This window comes from Salinispira pacifica (assembly GCF_000507245.1).
In the GTDB taxonomy this organism is placed as follows: domain Bacteria; phylum Spirochaetota; class Spirochaetia; order DSM-27196; family Salinispiraceae; genus Salinispira; species Salinispira pacifica.
Window position 1 is genome coordinate 54,107 of sequence record NC_023035.1, and the last position, 15,629, is coordinate 69,735.

12 protein-coding genes are annotated in these 15,629 nt (G+C 50.7%); 5 read left to right on the forward strand and 7 right to left on the reverse strand.

Translation table 11 applies throughout. The features are described 5' to 3' along the window. The first annotated feature begins 3 nt into the window (after positions 1-3). A complete protein-coding gene (locus L21SP2_RS00210) occupies positions 4-1,416 on the forward strand; it encodes an NAD(P)(+) transhydrogenase (Re/Si-specific) subunit beta (RefSeq protein WP_041401803.1) in 1,413 nt (470 codons plus the stop codon). A 44-nt stretch (positions 1,417-1,460) separates the two neighbouring features. On the opposite strand, the gene L21SP2_RS00215 is transcribed toward L21SP2_RS00210, so the two are convergent. The 3 genes from L21SP2_RS00215 to rpmG form a co-directional block, all read right to left on the reverse strand. Further along, positions 1,461-2,702: an HD domain-containing phosphohydrolase gene (locus tag L21SP2_RS00215; protein ID WP_041400926.1), complete on the reverse strand. Its 1,242-nt coding sequence runs from the start codon at positions 2,700-2,702 to the stop codon at positions 1,461-1,463. A gap of 166 nt (positions 2,703-2,868) precedes the next feature. Beyond that, positions 2,869-3,108, reverse strand: coding sequence for a 50S ribosomal protein L28 (gene rpmB / locus L21SP2_RS00220; protein ID WP_041400928.1), 240 nt, complete (start codon positions 3,106-3,108; stop codon positions 2,869-2,871). 20 nt (positions 3,109-3,128) lie between these two features. Beyond that, the gene (gene rpmG, locus L21SP2_RS00225; RefSeq protein ID WP_024266427.1) at positions 3,129-3,299 is read right to left on the reverse strand and encodes a 50S ribosomal protein L33; all 171 of its coding nucleotides are present in this window, start codon (positions 3,297-3,299) and stop codon (positions 3,129-3,131) included. A 220-nt stretch (positions 3,300-3,519) separates the two neighbouring features. On the opposite strand from rpmG, the gene L21SP2_RS00230 reads away from it, so the two are divergent. The 3 genes from L21SP2_RS00230 (at position 3,520) to L21SP2_RS00240 (ending at position 8,355) form a co-directional block, all read left to right on the forward strand. Next, positions 3,520-5,385 (forward strand): DUF4914 family protein, encoded by a 1,866-nt coding sequence (locus L21SP2_RS00230; protein ID WP_024266428.1) that lies wholly within the window; start codon positions 3,520-3,522, stop codon positions 5,383-5,385. A gap of 97 nt (positions 5,386-5,482) precedes the next feature. Beyond that, positions 5,483-7,723 (forward strand): apolipoprotein N-acyltransferase, encoded by a 2,241-nt coding sequence (lnt, locus tag L21SP2_RS16530; RefSeq protein ID WP_053335523.1) that lies wholly within the window; start codon positions 5,483-5,485, stop codon positions 7,721-7,723. A gap of 2 nt (positions 7,724-7,725) precedes the next feature. Continuing rightward, positions 7,726-8,355: a trimeric intracellular cation channel family protein gene (locus L21SP2_RS00240; RefSeq protein ID WP_024266430.1), complete on the forward strand. Its 630-nt coding sequence runs from the start codon at positions 7,726-7,728 to the stop codon at positions 8,353-8,355. Between the two features lie 46 nt (positions 8,356-8,401). On the opposite strand, the gene lgt is transcribed toward L21SP2_RS00240, so the two are convergent. From lgt to L21SP2_RS00260, 4 genes are all read right to left on the reverse strand, one after another. Next, a complete protein-coding gene (gene lgt, locus L21SP2_RS00245) occupies positions 8,402-9,328 on the reverse strand; it encodes a prolipoprotein diacylglyceryl transferase (RefSeq protein ID WP_024266431.1) in 927 nt (308 codons plus the stop codon). 7 nt (positions 9,329-9,335) lie between these two features. Beyond that, the gene (locus tag L21SP2_RS00250; protein ID WP_024266432.1) at positions 9,336-12,293 is read right to left on the reverse strand and encodes a flagellar assembly protein A; all 2,958 of its coding nucleotides are present in this window, start codon (positions 12,291-12,293) and stop codon (positions 9,336-9,338) included. A 157-nt stretch (positions 12,294-12,450) separates the two neighbouring features. Then, a complete protein-coding gene (locus tag L21SP2_RS00255) occupies positions 12,451-13,596 on the reverse strand; it encodes a nucleotide-binding protein (protein ID WP_024266433.1) in 1,146 nt (381 codons plus the stop codon). A 2-nt stretch (positions 13,597-13,598) separates the two neighbouring features. Then, positions 13,599-14,039, reverse strand: coding sequence for a hypothetical protein (locus tag L21SP2_RS00260; protein ID WP_024266434.1), 441 nt, complete (start codon positions 14,037-14,039; stop codon positions 13,599-13,601). Positions 14,040-14,141: 102 nt separating this feature from the next. Here L21SP2_RS00260 and L21SP2_RS00265 point away from each other — a divergent pair, with 102 nt between their 5' ends. Continuing rightward, positions 14,142-15,629, forward strand: coding sequence for a S41 family peptidase (locus L21SP2_RS00265; protein ID WP_024266435.1), 1,488 nt, complete (start codon positions 14,142-14,144; stop codon positions 15,627-15,629).

Sequence of the window (15,629 nt, forward strand, 5' to 3'; positions counted from 1 at the left end):
GATATGAACGTTTTAATAGCCGGTATGTACCTGATTGCCGCGGTATTTTTTACCCTGGGTTTAAAAGGGCTTTCCCATCCCCGGTCTGCGGTGGGCGGCAACTTCCTGAGTGCCGTGGGGATGCTTATTGCCATTGTGGCAACCCTACTGAATGCTGAAATACTGAGTTTCCAGCTGATCATTATCGGGATGGCCGCAGGGGCTGTGATCGGTACCATCATTGCTCTTACAATCAAAATGACAGCCATGCCGCAGATGGTGGGGCTGTTCAACGGTTTCGGAGGCGGGGCTTCAGTTCTTGTTGCAACCGCCGCACTGTTTGAAGCCGTCACAGGCGGCGGTGCCGGGGTAAGCGGAGCGTCAACGGTGGATCTTCAGTTTCTGATAGCCACCGTATTATCCGCATTGATCGGTGCGGTGACCTTCTGGGGATCTCTGGTTGCCTTCGGCAAGCTTTCCGGTATTGTGACTGAAAAAGCGGTGCGCTACCCTGCCGACCAGTTTGTGAAAGCCCTGGCGGGGGCCGGAATCCTGGTTCTTGCAGTGCTTCTGGTCATGAATCCCGGAAACCTCCTGTACCTGTGGCTGCTCATCGGGCTTTCTTCAATTCTGGGGCTGCTGCTTACCATACCCATCGGCGGGGCGGATATGCCCATAGTTATCGCCCTTTTAAATTCATACTCGGGTCTTGCTGCTGCGGCAACCGGTTTTGTCATAAGCAACAGTATCCTGATTATCGCCGGTTCCCTGGTGGGTGCTTCGGGAATTATCCTCACTCAGATTATGTGCAGGGCCATGAACCGGAGTCTGTTGAACGTACTGTTCGGCGGGCTGGGTGCTGCGGATGACGACGACACGGAAACTGCAGATGAAATGTATGCAGGTAAGGTAAAGTCCACATCACCGGATGAGGTTGCCATGATTCTGAAAATGGCCCAGCGTGTGGTATTTGTACCCGGCTACGGTATGGCGGTGGCAAGGGCGCAGACTGCTGTTCGCCAGCTTACAGAGATTATGGAGCAGGAAGGTATAGAAGTGGAATTCGGGATTCATCCGGTTGCGGGGCGTATGCCCGGACACATGAATGTTCTCCTTGCCGAGGAAAATATCTCCTATGACAAGCTGAAGGAAATGGACGTGATCAACCCCGGTTTCAGCAATACCGATGTCACCATCGTGCTGGGCGCCAATGATGTGGTGAACCCACTGGCCAGGGAAGCCAGCGGCAGCCCCATCAGCGGAATGCCCATTCTGGATGTGGATAAAAGCCGCACGGTGGTTGTGATCAAGCGGAGTCTAAGCCCCGGTTTTGCAGGGATTCCCAACCCTCTCTTTGCCGCAGACAATTCGCTCATGCTGTTCGGAGACGGAAAAGATATGGTTGAGCAGCTGGTGGCTGCGTTCAAGGAAGCCTGAGGGCTACCGGACATCGGCTGTTGCGGTTTTCGTGCTGCAGCAGCCTATTCGCTTTCGTCAGGATACTGATCTGCCACGGTCTGCAGTCTGTCGTAGACTTCAAAGAAGATATCCACAAGGTCGGGGTCGAATTTCGTGCCTGAAAGTTTTCTGATTTCTTCCAGGACGTCCTCCTCTTTCCATGCTTCCTTATACACGCGTTTGCAGCGAAGAGCGTCATATACGTCGGCTATGGCCACAATCCTCCCGAAAACCGGAATTTCGGTACCTTTTTTTCCCAGAACGCGGCCGTCCTCATCGGTTTTCAGCGCATTTCCGGTATCAAGATCAATATGCCCCGGATAGCCCGTGCCGTCCCAGTTTTCATGATGATTCAACACCACCGTCTGGGCTACCTGATCAAATTCCGACTGGCTGTCCCTGAACAGCCGTGCACCGATCAGGGTATGGGATTTCATAATGCTGTATTCATCTTCATCGAATCGGCCGGGCTTTTTCAGGATTGTGTCGGATATTCCCACTTTGCCCACATCATGCAGCATGGAGGCCATTCGGAAAATATCCCGGTCCTTGTTCCGCTTATGTTCAGGAATGCCCATTTTAAATGCCCAGCGGTCATACAGTTCAACGCTGAAACCGGCAACCCGGTTTACATGGGGACCGGTTTCTTTGGGGTCTCTCAATTCGGCCATCTGAACCATTCGCTGCAGGATGGCACGGGTCATCTGAGCCTTCTCCAGTGCAATGACTACATTTACCGCAAAATGGCGAACCAGCTGCTCATCTTCATTGGTAAAGGCGATCAGTTCACCCTCATCGTCCATCTTATTAATGATCTGCAGCACCCCCAGGCACGCACCCATATTGTTGAGAAGGGGGATGGCCAGCATTGATTTGGACAGGTATCCCGCATCCTTGTCATATTTTGCATTGTGGGAGTAGGGAGCATCTTTGGGAATGCCGTAGTAGTCTGGAATGTTCAGAAGCTTTTTCTCGGAAGCGCAGTAGCCGGCAATGGATTTGGAGTTTACAGGCAGGGTGAAAAACTTATAAATCAGTTTTTGACCGGGATCCAGGTCTTTCTGTAGAGTATCATTCTGGGCGTACTTTATATCCAGATTATTATCGCGTTTTATATATATGGATCCCGCATCTGCGTTGGTAATGCGGCGGGCAACAGAAAGGATCCGTTCAAGGAGTATATCCTGATCCTGAATCTTGTTGAGTTCAGAATCAATTGCGATAATCTCCCTCAGTTTATCACTATCACTGGTAATCACAGACATCTCACTATTATATTCGAACAAAGCATCTGAAATATCAAGCAAAGATGGTGATATGCAAAAAAAACCGCATCGGGAGGTCATGTTCTGACCTGCCGATGCGGTTCACAGCATCGATGGAATGCTGTAGTCCGGCGGCACCTTTGAGTCAGGTGCCGGGAGTCCGGTGCTACATTACTTCCTTGAGTGTGAGTCCTTTCTTGCGCAGATATGCGGAAAGGCCTACCTTGGAGATGCTTCGCAGTGCCCGGGTGGAGAGGCGAAGGCGTACTTCGCGTCCCAGTTCGGGATCGTAGATCTTCTTGGTCTGCATGTTAGGTCTCTGCCATTTGTTAGTCTTGATGTTAGACTTTGAAACTTTATGACCAGAGAGAGGCTTTTTTCCGCTTATTTTACATTTCCTTGCCACAGTATCCTCCAGAATGTCCCTTAGAACTTGCTGGTTTCCTTATAAAGTACGTGCTTGCGAACAATTGGATCGTACTTTTTAAGTTCCATTTTATTGGGTAAGTTCCGCTTGTTTTTGGTTGTATAGTAGCAGTGACCGCTCTCAGTGCTTTTCAGACGCACTTTGGTGGCACCCTTTGCTGCTTTTGCCATACCAAACCACCTTTATTACTTTTGAGTAGTAGATCGGGAGAATACAATAAAAAAGATTCCAGTGTCAACAAAATTTCATCGGCCGTCTCCGAAATTCATTGCTATATAAGAATATACCGACACAAATCAAACGGATCCTCATTGTCAGCCGGTATTGGGACTTGATGTTTTGAAAATATATACATATCATGCCGTATAATTATACAAAGATGGAGACGGCATGAAACAAAAGTACCTTAACCGACTGAATGTATCTTCGGATATTCGTGAAATTCTTGAGAATAACCACGTCATTTTGCCGGAAAGCCGGCAGGAACTTCTGGACCTGACCTTTCAGGGACGGCCCGATGAGTTCGAGGTGAGTTATGATATTCCCGGCAAAGGGAAATATGTTGAAGCCCGGGTGACCCGCTGCAAAAACGGTGCTTCAGTGAATTACACTGAAGCCTATATGCGGCGTCGGGATCCCAATGCCATGCTGATTGCGGATGAAAAACCCACGGATAAGGAAACCTATTCCCAGCGCTACGGTACCTCTTTCGATCCGACCAGAACAGAGACAATGGACTGGTTCAATTCTCTTGGTGAGGTGGTGGTTCTCCCCTTCCTCAGCGGGAACGACCGTTTCTCAGGCTATCCTTCTCTCCTGATTGCCCCCTCAAATGCAGGGTTTTTCGTAACCGGCCTGGCTGATCTCCAGGGATTCATACCCGCGTCCCAGATCCCCGAGGATTTTTCACCCCGGGCCGTACTCTATGTGGCCCCCCCGTTCCGGCACACCCATTTTGACGGAAAGCAGGTTGTTGTGCATAACCGTACTGATGAGCTCCATGAGCTGTTTTGCTACAATCTGTATCCAGGGCCAAGCGCAAAGAAAGGAGTGTACGGCGTCCTGCTCACAATCGGAGAGGAGGAGCACTGGACAACGCTTCATTCTTCGGCGGTCCGCCTGGTGACTCCCTATGACAACGAGTTTGTCATTCTCCATGAGGGAGCTTCAGGAGGAGGGAAAAGCGAAATGACCCAGGCCATCCACCGTGAAAGCGACGGCCGTATACTCATGGCGAAAAATACCGTTACCAAGGATGATTTCTACCTGGAACTGCATGACACCTGTGACCTGCATCCCATTGCCGATGATATGGCCATAGCCCACCATGCCGAGAACGGTAAACTCATTATCAGCGATGCTGAAAACGGCTGGTTCCTTCGGGTGGATCATCTTAACGAATACGGAAAAGAACCCTACATAGAAAAACTCTGCATAGATCCTCCGGAACCCCTCATATATCTGAATATCGATGGAAAGCCCGGAGCCACTGCCCTCATATGGGAACACACCATGGATGAGCCGGGAAAACCCTGCCCCAACCCCCGGGTAATCATGCCCCGGAAGTTTGTTGATAACACCGTGGAGGGAAAGGTTTCTGTTGATGTCAGGAGCTTCGGGGTCCGCACCCCCCCTGCCACCCGGGAAAAACCCAGCTACGGAATTATCGGGATGATGCATATTCTTCCCCCTGCACTGGGCTGGCTCTGGAGACTTGTTGCCCCCCGGGGACATGCGAACCCCAGCATTGTGGCCACCAAAGGGCTTTCCAGCGAGGGAGTCGGTTCCTACTGGCCCTTTGCAACCGGCAAACGGGTGAACCAGGCCAACATCCTGCTGGATGTGACCAGGAACACGCCGGAGACCGACCATATTCTTATTCCCAACCAGTATATCGGAGCCTATCATGTGGGGTTCAAAGCAGAATGGATTGTCCGGGAATACGTTGCCCGGCGGGGATCCGTGAAATTCCGGGAAGGCCAGCTTGTGGAAAGCAGGTGTCCCCTTCTTGGGTACACCCTTCCCAATCTCCGGGTGAACGGTCAGACCATTCCCCACACTCTGCTGCATGTGCAGGATCAGACAGAGGTTGGAAAAGAAGGGTATGACGCCGGTGCGAAAATTCTGGGAGATTTTTTCAAACAGGAGCTTGAACAGTATCTCACCCCTGAACTGGATCCAATGGGAAGAAAAATCATAGAACTGGTGATGAATGATGCAGGACTTGAAGAACTGGTTTCTGTAATGGAGAATTAGGCTTCTGCCTTGAAGTTATGCCCTGCAGCGGCGGCAAGTTCATTCAAGCCCGCCGCCGGGGCTTTTCATTCCCCCCAGGAAAAAATATTATATCTGTATGAGAAAACATCTATACTCCTGGGCGGCCCTGTATGTGCTCATAGGCGTCATGTCTTTTGTGCTTTTTCTCTTTGAGAAAGGGATTCCGTACAGTTTTCAGCAATCGGACATAGTCCCGATTTTTATGGCCGTCCTGCATGTGGCGGCAGGATTTGTATTTTTCATTCAGGCCCAGCCTAAGAATCAGGTGGAGCATGCCTGGAAAATGGCTGATGATCTGAGTAAACAGACAGGACACGGAAGACATAGGCCCTACCCGGACGATCAGATGTTCCTGCCCGAAGGTATTTTCGCCCTCACCCTGATAATATTTCTGTTCAACTATATTTTTGCTCTTGCGGCGAACATGGACTATGTTCAGCGCTTTATTGAAACCGGCGGACAGCTGGACCTGGCCCTGGACAGCAGGAGCCAGCGGGTGCGGGTAATGTTCAGATACGGATTATACCTTCTTGCATACCCGGCGGCGGTTTGGATGCGGCTGCTCACCTCGGTGAAAGGTCAGCGCCGGAAAAATCTTCAAAGCTTTTTCCGGCTGCTCTTGGTGATCGCATCCGCAGTTGTCTACAGTTTCAGCTTCCCGTCATTTCTTCATCATGACGGACTGGGATTCCTTGCCTGGGGTGCCCTCATCCCACTCTTCATCATTCTCAGAAGAAGCTATTTTCCCCGCTTCATGTTCTACGGTGTTTTCTGGATGATCCTTACCGTGCTTCTGAAGAATTACTGGCTGGGAACATTCAGTCTGGTGAGTCTACAGGTGGCAACCCTGATTCTCGGGCTGTATGGAATTCTGTTTTTCCTGGTTCTCTGGGGCATCGAACTGATACTCAGATATTTTGAGAAGATATTCCCAGAGCGTTATATCCTCCACGTGCTGATGTTTGCACTTCTGTACAGTGCCGCCTGGACGGTGTTCGACTGGGTTCAGACCCAGGGATTTACCGCATATCCCTGGACTCTCATGCCTCACAGCCAGTGGAAAAACCTTCTTCTCATACAGTACTCTGCCGTAACCGGAATGTGGGGAATCTCCCAAATTCTTTATCTGGCAAACGCAGTTATCGCCTCTCTGTATGTGTTTCCCGGAGCCTATAAACCTGCAAGAAGACTGATTTTTTCTCTGGCTGCCGTGTATATCGCAGTAATACATCTTCTGGGTGCCATCGCACTTCTCCAGGCAGGACCGAAACAGGCGGAGGAAGTAGCCCGGGTTATCCTGGATGGCAATGAAAACATGGTTCAGGTGATACCGGATGAACGAACGCCAGGAGATCCCGCTGAAGTTGAAGAAGGCAGCGTGCGCATTGCCCTTGTGCAGCAAAACTCCGACCCCCGAAAACACGACTATGAAGAAGTTTTCCGCACCCTTACCCGGCTCACTGACGGCATTCTCAATGCAGTCCCGGAAGTGGATCTTGTTGCATGGAGTGAAACTGCGTTTGTACCGAATATTTCCCGCTGGGGTGCCGAGGATCAGGATCCTGACCGACGACTGGTTCGTCTGGTACGGCAAATGCTGGAATATCAGCGGAGCATGGAGACATGGCTGCTTACCGGTAATGATGATTATACCGTTGTGCTTGATGACGACGGCCGTGAACTTGAACGCCTGAATTATAATGCGGCGGTGCTTTTCGATAATGAAGGCCGCCGTCGGGAAACCTACCATAAGATGAAACTGGTGCCCTTTACCGAGCATTTTCCCTACGAGAGGCAGTTTCCCCGGCTGTATCAGTTTCTGCTGGACTACGATGTGAATTTCTGGGAGCCGGGAACAGAGCCTACCGTGTTTGAGCACCCCAAGCTGAGCTTTTCCACCCCCATCTGTTTTGAGGATGCCTTTCCCCTGGAAGTGCGGAGCTTTGTCCGTGAAGGGGCCGGAATGATTCTGAATATCAGCAACGATTACTGGAGCCTTACCGAGGTTGCAGCGAAACAGCATTTTGCCGCCGCCCTGTTCCGGGCCACAGAGCACCGGAAATATCTCCTTCGCAGCACCTCCAGCGGCGTGACCACGGCGGTGGATCCCATGGGAAGAATCATCTTTGAGCTGCCCGGGTACACCGCCGCAGCAAGTGCCGTGGATATTCCTGTGGAGACCCCCGGAGGTCCCACATTCTACACCCTTGCCGGTGACTGGTATATCTGGCTGATATTTCTGGGAATTGCCGTTCTTCTGGCTTCCATCCTGATTTCCATGGGAGTTTCCATTTTCCGTTTCGGGAATGATTACTGAAGATGGCCGTTCTTACTGTTTTTGAATACATTGCAGTGCTCTCTTTCGCCGTTTCCGGCTCCATTATGGCGGTGCGAAAGCATATGGATCTGTACGGCAGTCTGATTCTGGCGCTGATGACGGCCATGGGAGGGGGGCTCATCCGGGATGTGATGATCGGAAATATTCCTCCCCTGGTGCTCAGCGATGCCAGTTACCTGCTTGTGGCCGCAGCCGCTTCCGCCATTGTGTACCTTCTTTATGAGCGGATAGAGACCCTGCAGTATCCCCTGCGTATTCTTGATGCGGTGGGGCTGGGTATTTTCACCGTGCTGGGTTCACGGCTGGCCCTTGATTACGGTTTGCCGCTGTACTCAGCCGTGATGATCGGCATGATCAGCGGTACCGGCGGGGGGATGATTCGGGATCTGCTGGCACGGGAGGTGCCTCTGGTGCTCCAGCGGGGAATCTATGCCATGGCTGCGTTTATCGGAGGTTCCGGGTACGTGCTGATTGTCCGTGTTCTTGAGCCCTCTGAACAGCTGGAGCCCTGGATTGCTCTGGCTATTGCGTTTTTTATTGCAATTTTCAGAATTCTTTCGGTATACAAAGACTGGCATATGCCCAGGGCGTATCACCGTCATGGAGGGTGATACGGCGGAGGCGCGATGTTGTGACCATCCTCCCCGGGACGGCTGATCAGCTGTCGAAGGTTTCCACCTTCGGGCGCCGTTTGTAGCGAAAATAGAGCACTGCCATTAATGCTGTACCTCCCAGCACCGAGGCCAGGCTGAACAGCTGTCCCAGGCTGAGATTCAGCGGAGTGTAAAAATCAAAGCCGGGATCGAGCTCCCGGAAAAATTCAATAATAAAGCGGGCCGTTCCGTATCCTATGAGATACACCGCCACACTGAATCCGTGAAACGGTTTGCGGGGTCGTACCACGAACCACAGCAGCAGCCAGAGAATGATTCCCTCTCCAAGAGCCTCATAGAGTTGGCTGGGATGACGGGGAAGGTTCACGGCAACCTGATCCGGGGATACAGGAAATTCAAGCTGCTCTATGATCCGGCCCGCAAGCGGATCCTTCACGCTCACTCTCCTGGCCGCAGGAAATATCATTCCCAGGGGGGAAGCGGTTATCCGGCCGTATAATTCACCGTTTATGAAGTTACCCAATCTGCCGAAGGTATAGCCCAGTGGGAAGGCATGCACGATTACATCCCCCCAGAGCAGGATGTTTTTTTTATATTTCCGTGCCCACAGCAGCATCCCCGCCACCGCTCCCAGCAGGCCGCCGAAATAACTCATCCCCTGGAAACCGGTGAAGTTCATATTCGCATCGAAGGGCCAAAAAATGAGCCAGGGTCTGCGTAGATACTTGCCTGTGGGATCGTATACGGTGGTGGCAAAGATCCGGGCCACCAGCAAAGCTGCGATCATGATCCAGATAAGCATGGTCAAAACATCGTCTGAATTGCTGTCGAGCCGCTGCTTCTTTACCTGACGGATCACCAGCAGATAGGTGATCAGCAGGGCGACGAGATACATAATGCTGTACCATCTGAAAGGCAGCCCGGGAATTACCTCCGGGCGCAGCCATGCGGGGTATTGCAGTAACATCATAACGTATTTACTCCGAGCTGTTCTCTTCTATATTGATCCGGCCCAGGCCGGTGTCGAATTGAATGATCACATTCTTTTTTTCTTCAATTATTTCCATTTCCCGTCCGTGGCTTTCCAGCACAACTCCATTGTGAAGGCTGCCCCGGACTATTAGTCTGGATTCAAAATGCTGCTCGAACCGTTCTTTCAAATTAAAGAGATGGAGATTTCGCTTTTCCATCATCTTCAGCAGTTTGGTCTTCTTATTAAAAACTTCCTTGAGTTTCTGTTGATTGCGCTCTTTTGCAAGGCGTTTCATGGTTGCATCCGCCTCTGCAATCTGTATCTGTATTTTTTTTATTTCCTTTTCCTGAACGTGAATCTGGTCTTCAACCAGATAATCCTGGCCGAAGTGAATTCTGGTTTGAATTCCCCGTTCAGATCCCAGATTATGGACATCCAGACCCTCTTTCACTTTCACCACACCGCCGATAATGCTGCTTTTATCTCCCATCATCAGTTTACCGTTGCATTTCACATTTGAACGGAACACGCTTTTCTGTATTTTCATATCCTTCACAGAAAGGATGGTGGCCTGCTCCACAAATGCGGCCAGGATGTTCTGCTTGGAACGGAGAAGGGATTTGCCGCCGCCTTTGATACCGCCCTGTATCAAAATATCTCCGCCGGCGGATAATAGGGCCCTGTCAACAGCTCCCATGATCTTGATATCATCATTGGACATCACATAAAAACCGCTTTCCACATTTCCTGCCACCTGCACGGTTCCCGGAAATTTGATGTTTCCGGTTTCCATTCCCACATTTCCCTGAACCGTGTGAACCTCCAGAAGATCCAGCTTGCCCTTTTCGTTCAGAAGTTCTCCGTCAACTGTGGCATAGAGGATGACGGTACCGTCCTCCTGATCTTCCCGGCGGAATTTATCACTGATCTCCAGGGTCGATCCCGACCCATCGTCCGCATCCAGGGTTCTGCCGTATACATCCCAGCCGGGGACGGCTTCGGTTTTCGGCGGGGTGATGCGGGCGACTGCCTGATCCCGGCTTACCCGTGTCATGGTATTTCGGGTTTTAAAATCGGCGCTGCCGTCCTCCCTGATTGTTACTTTTTCATTATCAGCAAGGGAGATGAGAAAATTCACGGTCTCGCTGTCTCCTTCTCTGGGAGGCAGCCCCCGGGCGAACACCTGATCCTGGATCTTCTCCCCCTGGAGCGAGCGGGCAATCAGATCCTCCAGGAGCTTCTCATCAATCCCTTTGACTACTCCATAGGCCTCTATGCTGTCCCGTATCATTTGTTCTGTAAGGACAGCCCCGCTGCCTTCACCGGGATCGATGCTTATGAAAGCTTCCATTGCGCTATCATTCGCTTCTATGGAAATTCTGCTGTCTCTTCGGGGACGTACCCTGAGGTGATACACGTTTTCCACAATGGCGCGTTCAAGCAGTCCGGATCTCAGGGTAATAATGATATTATCTTTCCGGTCAACTGAATCGTGGAGTACAAAATCAACACTCTTTCCCGGCAATCCTTCAATGGGTTTGCCGTACACATCCATACCGGGTTCGCCTTTTTGCGCCTGCCCCATGGTGACTATGCGTTGTTCATTCTCAACATACGCAAGGGCATCAATTGCATCCAGGGGAAAGGAACTGCCGTCTTCATCGGTTTGGAGCGCTTCCCGGTTCTCTTCAATTTCCTTTTTCAAATCCAGGTATTCTTTTTCATCAAGGAAACGGGCGGACCAGTCAACAGGCTGCTCCGCACCCTCCTTGGGCGGCTTTCCTTCGGCAAGCAGGTAATTGTGAAGTTCCAGTTCCGGAGAGTTATAGTAATCCAGAATATCCTGTTTCAGCTGTGCCCGGTCTGCTATTGAAACCCCGCTTGCATTAATGGCCTTGCCCAGCTCTTTAAGCACCAGGGGGCGACCGTCTCCCCTGCCTTTCCGCACCTGGAGTTCCGCACGGAGTCCGTCATCACTGACCATTATTTCAAAATGCGCATCCTGGCTGTCGCTGATGGCTTTGTCCTTAATGGGTGTCTGGTGTTCAAGAGCGTGTTCCAGGAGGTTGGCGATTTCCCCTTCCGGCATGATGGTGTCCATGGGATATTCCAGTTGCTCAATCCTGTTGCGGATTTCATCATATGCCGGGAGGGGGATGAGCTTGTCGCCTGGAGAAAAATCCAGGAGGCAGGTTGCCTTATCCTCACTGAGGCGGATTTCCCATTCATGATTACTGAAGGGAATCACATCAGTCCAGTTTGTTCCCTGGCGTACAATTCCGCTGAGGTCGGCCCGAATATCGCTGCCGGTACGGGTGGTATTTTCACCGTTATAGAAGTACGGGTCGGGAAGACTTTTCGGTTGAATAATATCGCCGAAAATATCCTTGCCGGGAACCCCGGGGGTTACCGGGTGCACCTGGGCGATCAGCTGACCCCCGATCACATAGGAATAGGATTCCACTGTGGGATCAACATACACCTTTTCAAAGCTCACCTCTTCTTCCGTATAGGATACCACTTCTTCTTTGGCGGGCATGAATGGAATGGGTGACTTTTTCTGCACGGTCTTCTGTTTTTTCACTTTATTCACATTCTTTTTTTGAATGTCGGGTGAACTGCTCAGCTGCAGTTTTTCAGAAATGGGACCGGCGAGTTCTTCGGGTATTTCCAGACTGGCGTATTCAGGCTCCTCCGCCCTCATATCGGTGGCAGGATCCCCTTTGACGGCTATGAAACTGACTTCCTTGTCGCTTTTTTCTCCGGCAATTTTTATCTGCTCGGAGATATCATCCTCTTTAAATCCGTAGCGGATCCCTTCCTCTTTCAGAAGTGCGACAATTTTTTCACCGTTCCAGTCGGCACCTTCGGAGCTTTTGGTAAACTGGATCCTGGCCTGGAGTTTGTTATCATCAATAATGAGTTGGGGGGAACCCTGTATTCTTCTCTCTTTTTTGGCCATGTTCCGTCGTTACGGTCCTCTTTTTTATAAATTCCTGAACGGACTATCCATTCCTCGGCAACTGGCAACCTGCAACCTGCAACCTGCAACCTGCAACCTGCAACCTGCAACCTGCAACCTGCAACCTGCAACCGCAGCATTCCGGGGTTTTATGAATCTATACGTCGTACCCCTGATCCGCAGCTTGTATGAGTTTTTTCTTCAAAAGGGTGTTTTCCCGCCGAAGAGCATTAATTTCCAGCTGCTGTGACTTCACTGTTTCTACCAGATCACCGGTAGTCAGCGTACCGCTGTGGAGCAATTCCTCAATATACTCAATTCTGGATTCGTAATCTATTTGTGCTTCATTTTCGGCATTTTCATATGAATCGTCGTAGTCATCGAAGCTTATCAGCTCTTCATCTTCCATGTCTTCATATTGGAGAAGCTTGTCTGCAATACGGGTTATTGCCTGGGAAAGGACCGACCTGGGTTTGTAAATAATGATCGGCAGCCTGCTGCTCAGGGCGATATCCTGCACATCATCACGGTACATCACTCCCAGGTGTTCCATGTCCATTCCCAGATACTGCTGAATGGAACGCCGAAGTTTCTGCACCTTCTCGGCATCCTTGGGGTCTTCCAGCATGTTCAGTACCAGACGGGGAAGAAATTTGCCGGTTTTTTCCCGAAAAGTATCGTAGCACTCGGGGTCGATATCCTGCAGCTTTCGCAGTAAATCCATAATGTAAATGCGCTGCATGTTGTCGGCGTCTTTCTGAATACTTTTCAGATAACGTTCTCCCGGGGAATTCCTCGCTGCAGCCTTGTTCAGCAGATGAAACACGGTACTTTTTATAAAAAGGTAGGCATTCACCAGCGCAGTGGGTGTGGGGTTGGTTACGATGATCCCGTGCCGGGACGCAAGGAAGAACTCGATGGTATTGGTGTGGGTTCCCGCACCCAGATCCAGCAGGACATAGTCCGCATCGAGTTTTCCAAGCTGCCTGATGATGCGGTTTTTTTGTGCGGCGGTGATATTTGCAAGGCCGGGAACTTCTGCATCACCGGGTATGAATCTGAGACCGTCATATCCGCTGTCCACCAGCAGTTCGTCAAGCTTCATTCTCCCGTTGTTGAGAAAGTGACCGATACTCAGTTTGTACCTGCGTATCCCCAGAATAAGGTGGAGGTTCGAACCGCCAAGATCCAGATCGATGAGGATAACCCGTTTGCCTGCCTTGGCCAGTGCGATGCCCAGATTGGCTGTGAAAAGTGACTTTCCAACCCCGCCTTTTCCACTGGCTATTGGTACTATATGCATGTTCAAATCTCCTGCTCGGGCTGTTTTCGCCTGTAGGCAAGAGCCATTATACAGAAAACCAGATCAAATAGCATGATCATACTGAGCCTGAGAATCATTTGGAGTTCACTGAAATCGCTGAATGCACTGCCTGTCTGCCGCATATTACCGAGTACAATAATAATAAGCGCTGCCAACCCTGGTACGAGACTGAGACTTTTCACCACCAGGCTTATGTGCTTCAGAAGTGTATCGCCGGTGAACCCCAGCGCCACTGCGCCAAGGTAGCTGGGGATAATAAGCTGGGGTGCAGCCAGCCACAGAAGTAACCGATAGTTGGAAGAAGGGTTATCTACAATAGAAAAGGATGTTGCAAATGCGGGGAGGAGGAAAATACCGAGTATTCCGAACCGCAAAATATCCCACAAAAAGAGAAAGAATGCGTAGTAGTTTATCTGCTTCATTAGTATGAAGTGTAGGTGCGTGACAAGCGGCAGTCAAGAATGTAAGAATGATCTCTTCTATCTTTTGTGGTATCTTAGAATGGAATAATAACAGGTGGTTTCATGAAAATTCTTTCACGGGAAAAAATGTATTGGTTTTTTACTGCGGTGGCCGGTCTTTCAGTGACGGCTCTTCTGTTTTTTTCACCCGCCGTATACGGGCAGGATATGAGCAGTTTTCAGGAAGAACGGCTTCTGCGTACATTCCGACAGGTTTTTGACTTTGTTCAGGATAATTATGTGGAAGAGGTTGATCCTGATGTGCTTATTGAAGGGGCGATGAAAGGGATGTTCGAGAGTCTGGACGATCCGTATTCCGCCTATCTTGACACCGAAGATATGAGAAGCCTCACCGATACCACCAGCGGTGAATTCGGCGGGGTAGGGCTGTATATCAACAAGGTGAGGCCTGACGAAGACCGTCCCCAGCTTCAGGAATGGGTGGAAGTGGTCAGTCCAATTGAGGGAACTCCTGCGTACCGGGCCGGAATGCGCCCCAGAGACCTGATAATCGAAATTGAAGGGGAATCCACCATCGAAATGAGCATAGATGAAGTGGTGGACAGATTAAGGGGAGAACCCGGATCTGTGGTGGAGATCACTATTCTCAGGAATATGAAAAATGAGCTGAACATTGAACTTGAACGGGCCATCATTGAAATTCCCACCGTGCGCCATGCAGCAATCGACGATGATATTGCATACCTGAGAATTATTCAGTTCACACCAAGGACGGCGGAGAAGGTGGAGGAAGCCCTTCGGGAATTGAAGGAAAGCGGTCACAGGGAGTTTATCCTGGACCTGCGAACCAATCCCGGCGGATTGCTCACCTCGGCTGTTGACACCGCAGACTTGTTTTTTGATGACGGACTGGTCGTGGGTACCGCCGGACGTGTCGCCGGGGAAAATCAGGCGTTTTATGCCCGCCAGGGCACCGTATTGGACGACACCTCGAAACTAATTGTTGTTATCAATGAAGGGACGGCCAGTGCTGCGGAAATTCTTGCCGGCGCTCTCAGAGACCGGGATCGTGCGGTGGTGGTGGGAACCACCAGTTACGGTAAAGGTTCGGTTCAGCAGGTGCGCAGTCTTGGTGACGGAGGATTTCGCCTCACCATGGCCAGGTACTACACTCCCGATGAAACGTTTATCGATAAAGTGGGAATCGAACCCGATATCACCGTGGAAGAACCGGAGCTGACCGAAAAGGAAAGTGAAGATCTCATCACCATACAACAGGAAGACCGCATACAGGAATTTCTGAACCAGGCTGGTAATAATCCCGGAGAGAACCGGATTCGTCAGTTTTTCAACGGCCTTCGGAATGAAGGCTTTGAAGTGAATGAACGGCTGGTACGCCGGCTGATCACCCTGGAACTGGAAATGCGAACAAATGAGAGTGCGCCATACGACCTGGATTATGATCTGGTTCTTCAGGAGGCGGTGAGGATTCTCCGGGAGAATGAAACCCGGCGGATTATCAATTCCCGGGAAGAATCCAATTCCATGTCATCCCGTGGTAACGCCCTTCCGGAACCGGCGCTTCAGTAA

Bases quoted from the DNA above. Each gene is read 5' to 3' on its own strand.
- rpmG (WP_024266427.1), bottom strand. From the start codon at position 3,299: ATGGCAAAAGCAGCAAAGGGTGCCACCAAAGTGCGTCTGAAAAGCACT.
- L21SP2_RS00265 (WP_024266435.1), top strand. From the start codon at position 14,142: ATGAAAATTCTTTCACGGGAAAAAATGTATTGGTTTTTTACTGCGGTG.
- L21SP2_RS00250 (WP_024266432.1), bottom strand. From the start codon at position 12,293: ATGGCCAAAAAAGAGAGAAGAATACAGGGTTCCCCCCAACTCATTATT.
- L21SP2_RS00215 (WP_041400926.1), bottom strand. From the start codon at position 2,702: ATGTCTGTGATTACCAGTGATAGTGATAAACTGAGGGAGATTATCGCA.
- lnt (WP_053335523.1), top strand. From the start codon at position 5,483: ATGAGAAAACATCTATACTCCTGGGCGGCCCTGTATGTGCTCATAGGC.
- lgt (WP_024266431.1), bottom strand. From the start codon at position 9,328: ATGATGTTACTGCAATACCCCGCATGGCTGCGCCCGGAGGTAATTCCC.
- L21SP2_RS00240 (WP_024266430.1), top strand. From the start codon at position 7,726: ATGGCCGTTCTTACTGTTTTTGAATACATTGCAGTGCTCTCTTTCGCC.
- L21SP2_RS00230 (WP_024266428.1), top strand. From the start codon at position 3,520: ATGAAACAAAAGTACCTTAACCGACTGAATGTATCTTCGGATATTCGT.
- L21SP2_RS00255 (WP_024266433.1), bottom strand. From the start codon at position 13,596: ATGCATATAGTACCAATAGCCAGTGGAAAAGGCGGGGTTGGAAAGTCA.
- L21SP2_RS00210 (WP_041401803.1), top strand. From the start codon at position 4: ATGAACGTTTTAATAGCCGGTATGTACCTGATTGCCGCGGTATTTTTT.
- L21SP2_RS00260 (WP_024266434.1), bottom strand. From the start codon at position 14,039: ATGAAGCAGATAAACTACTACGCATTCTTTCTCTTTTTGTGGGATATT.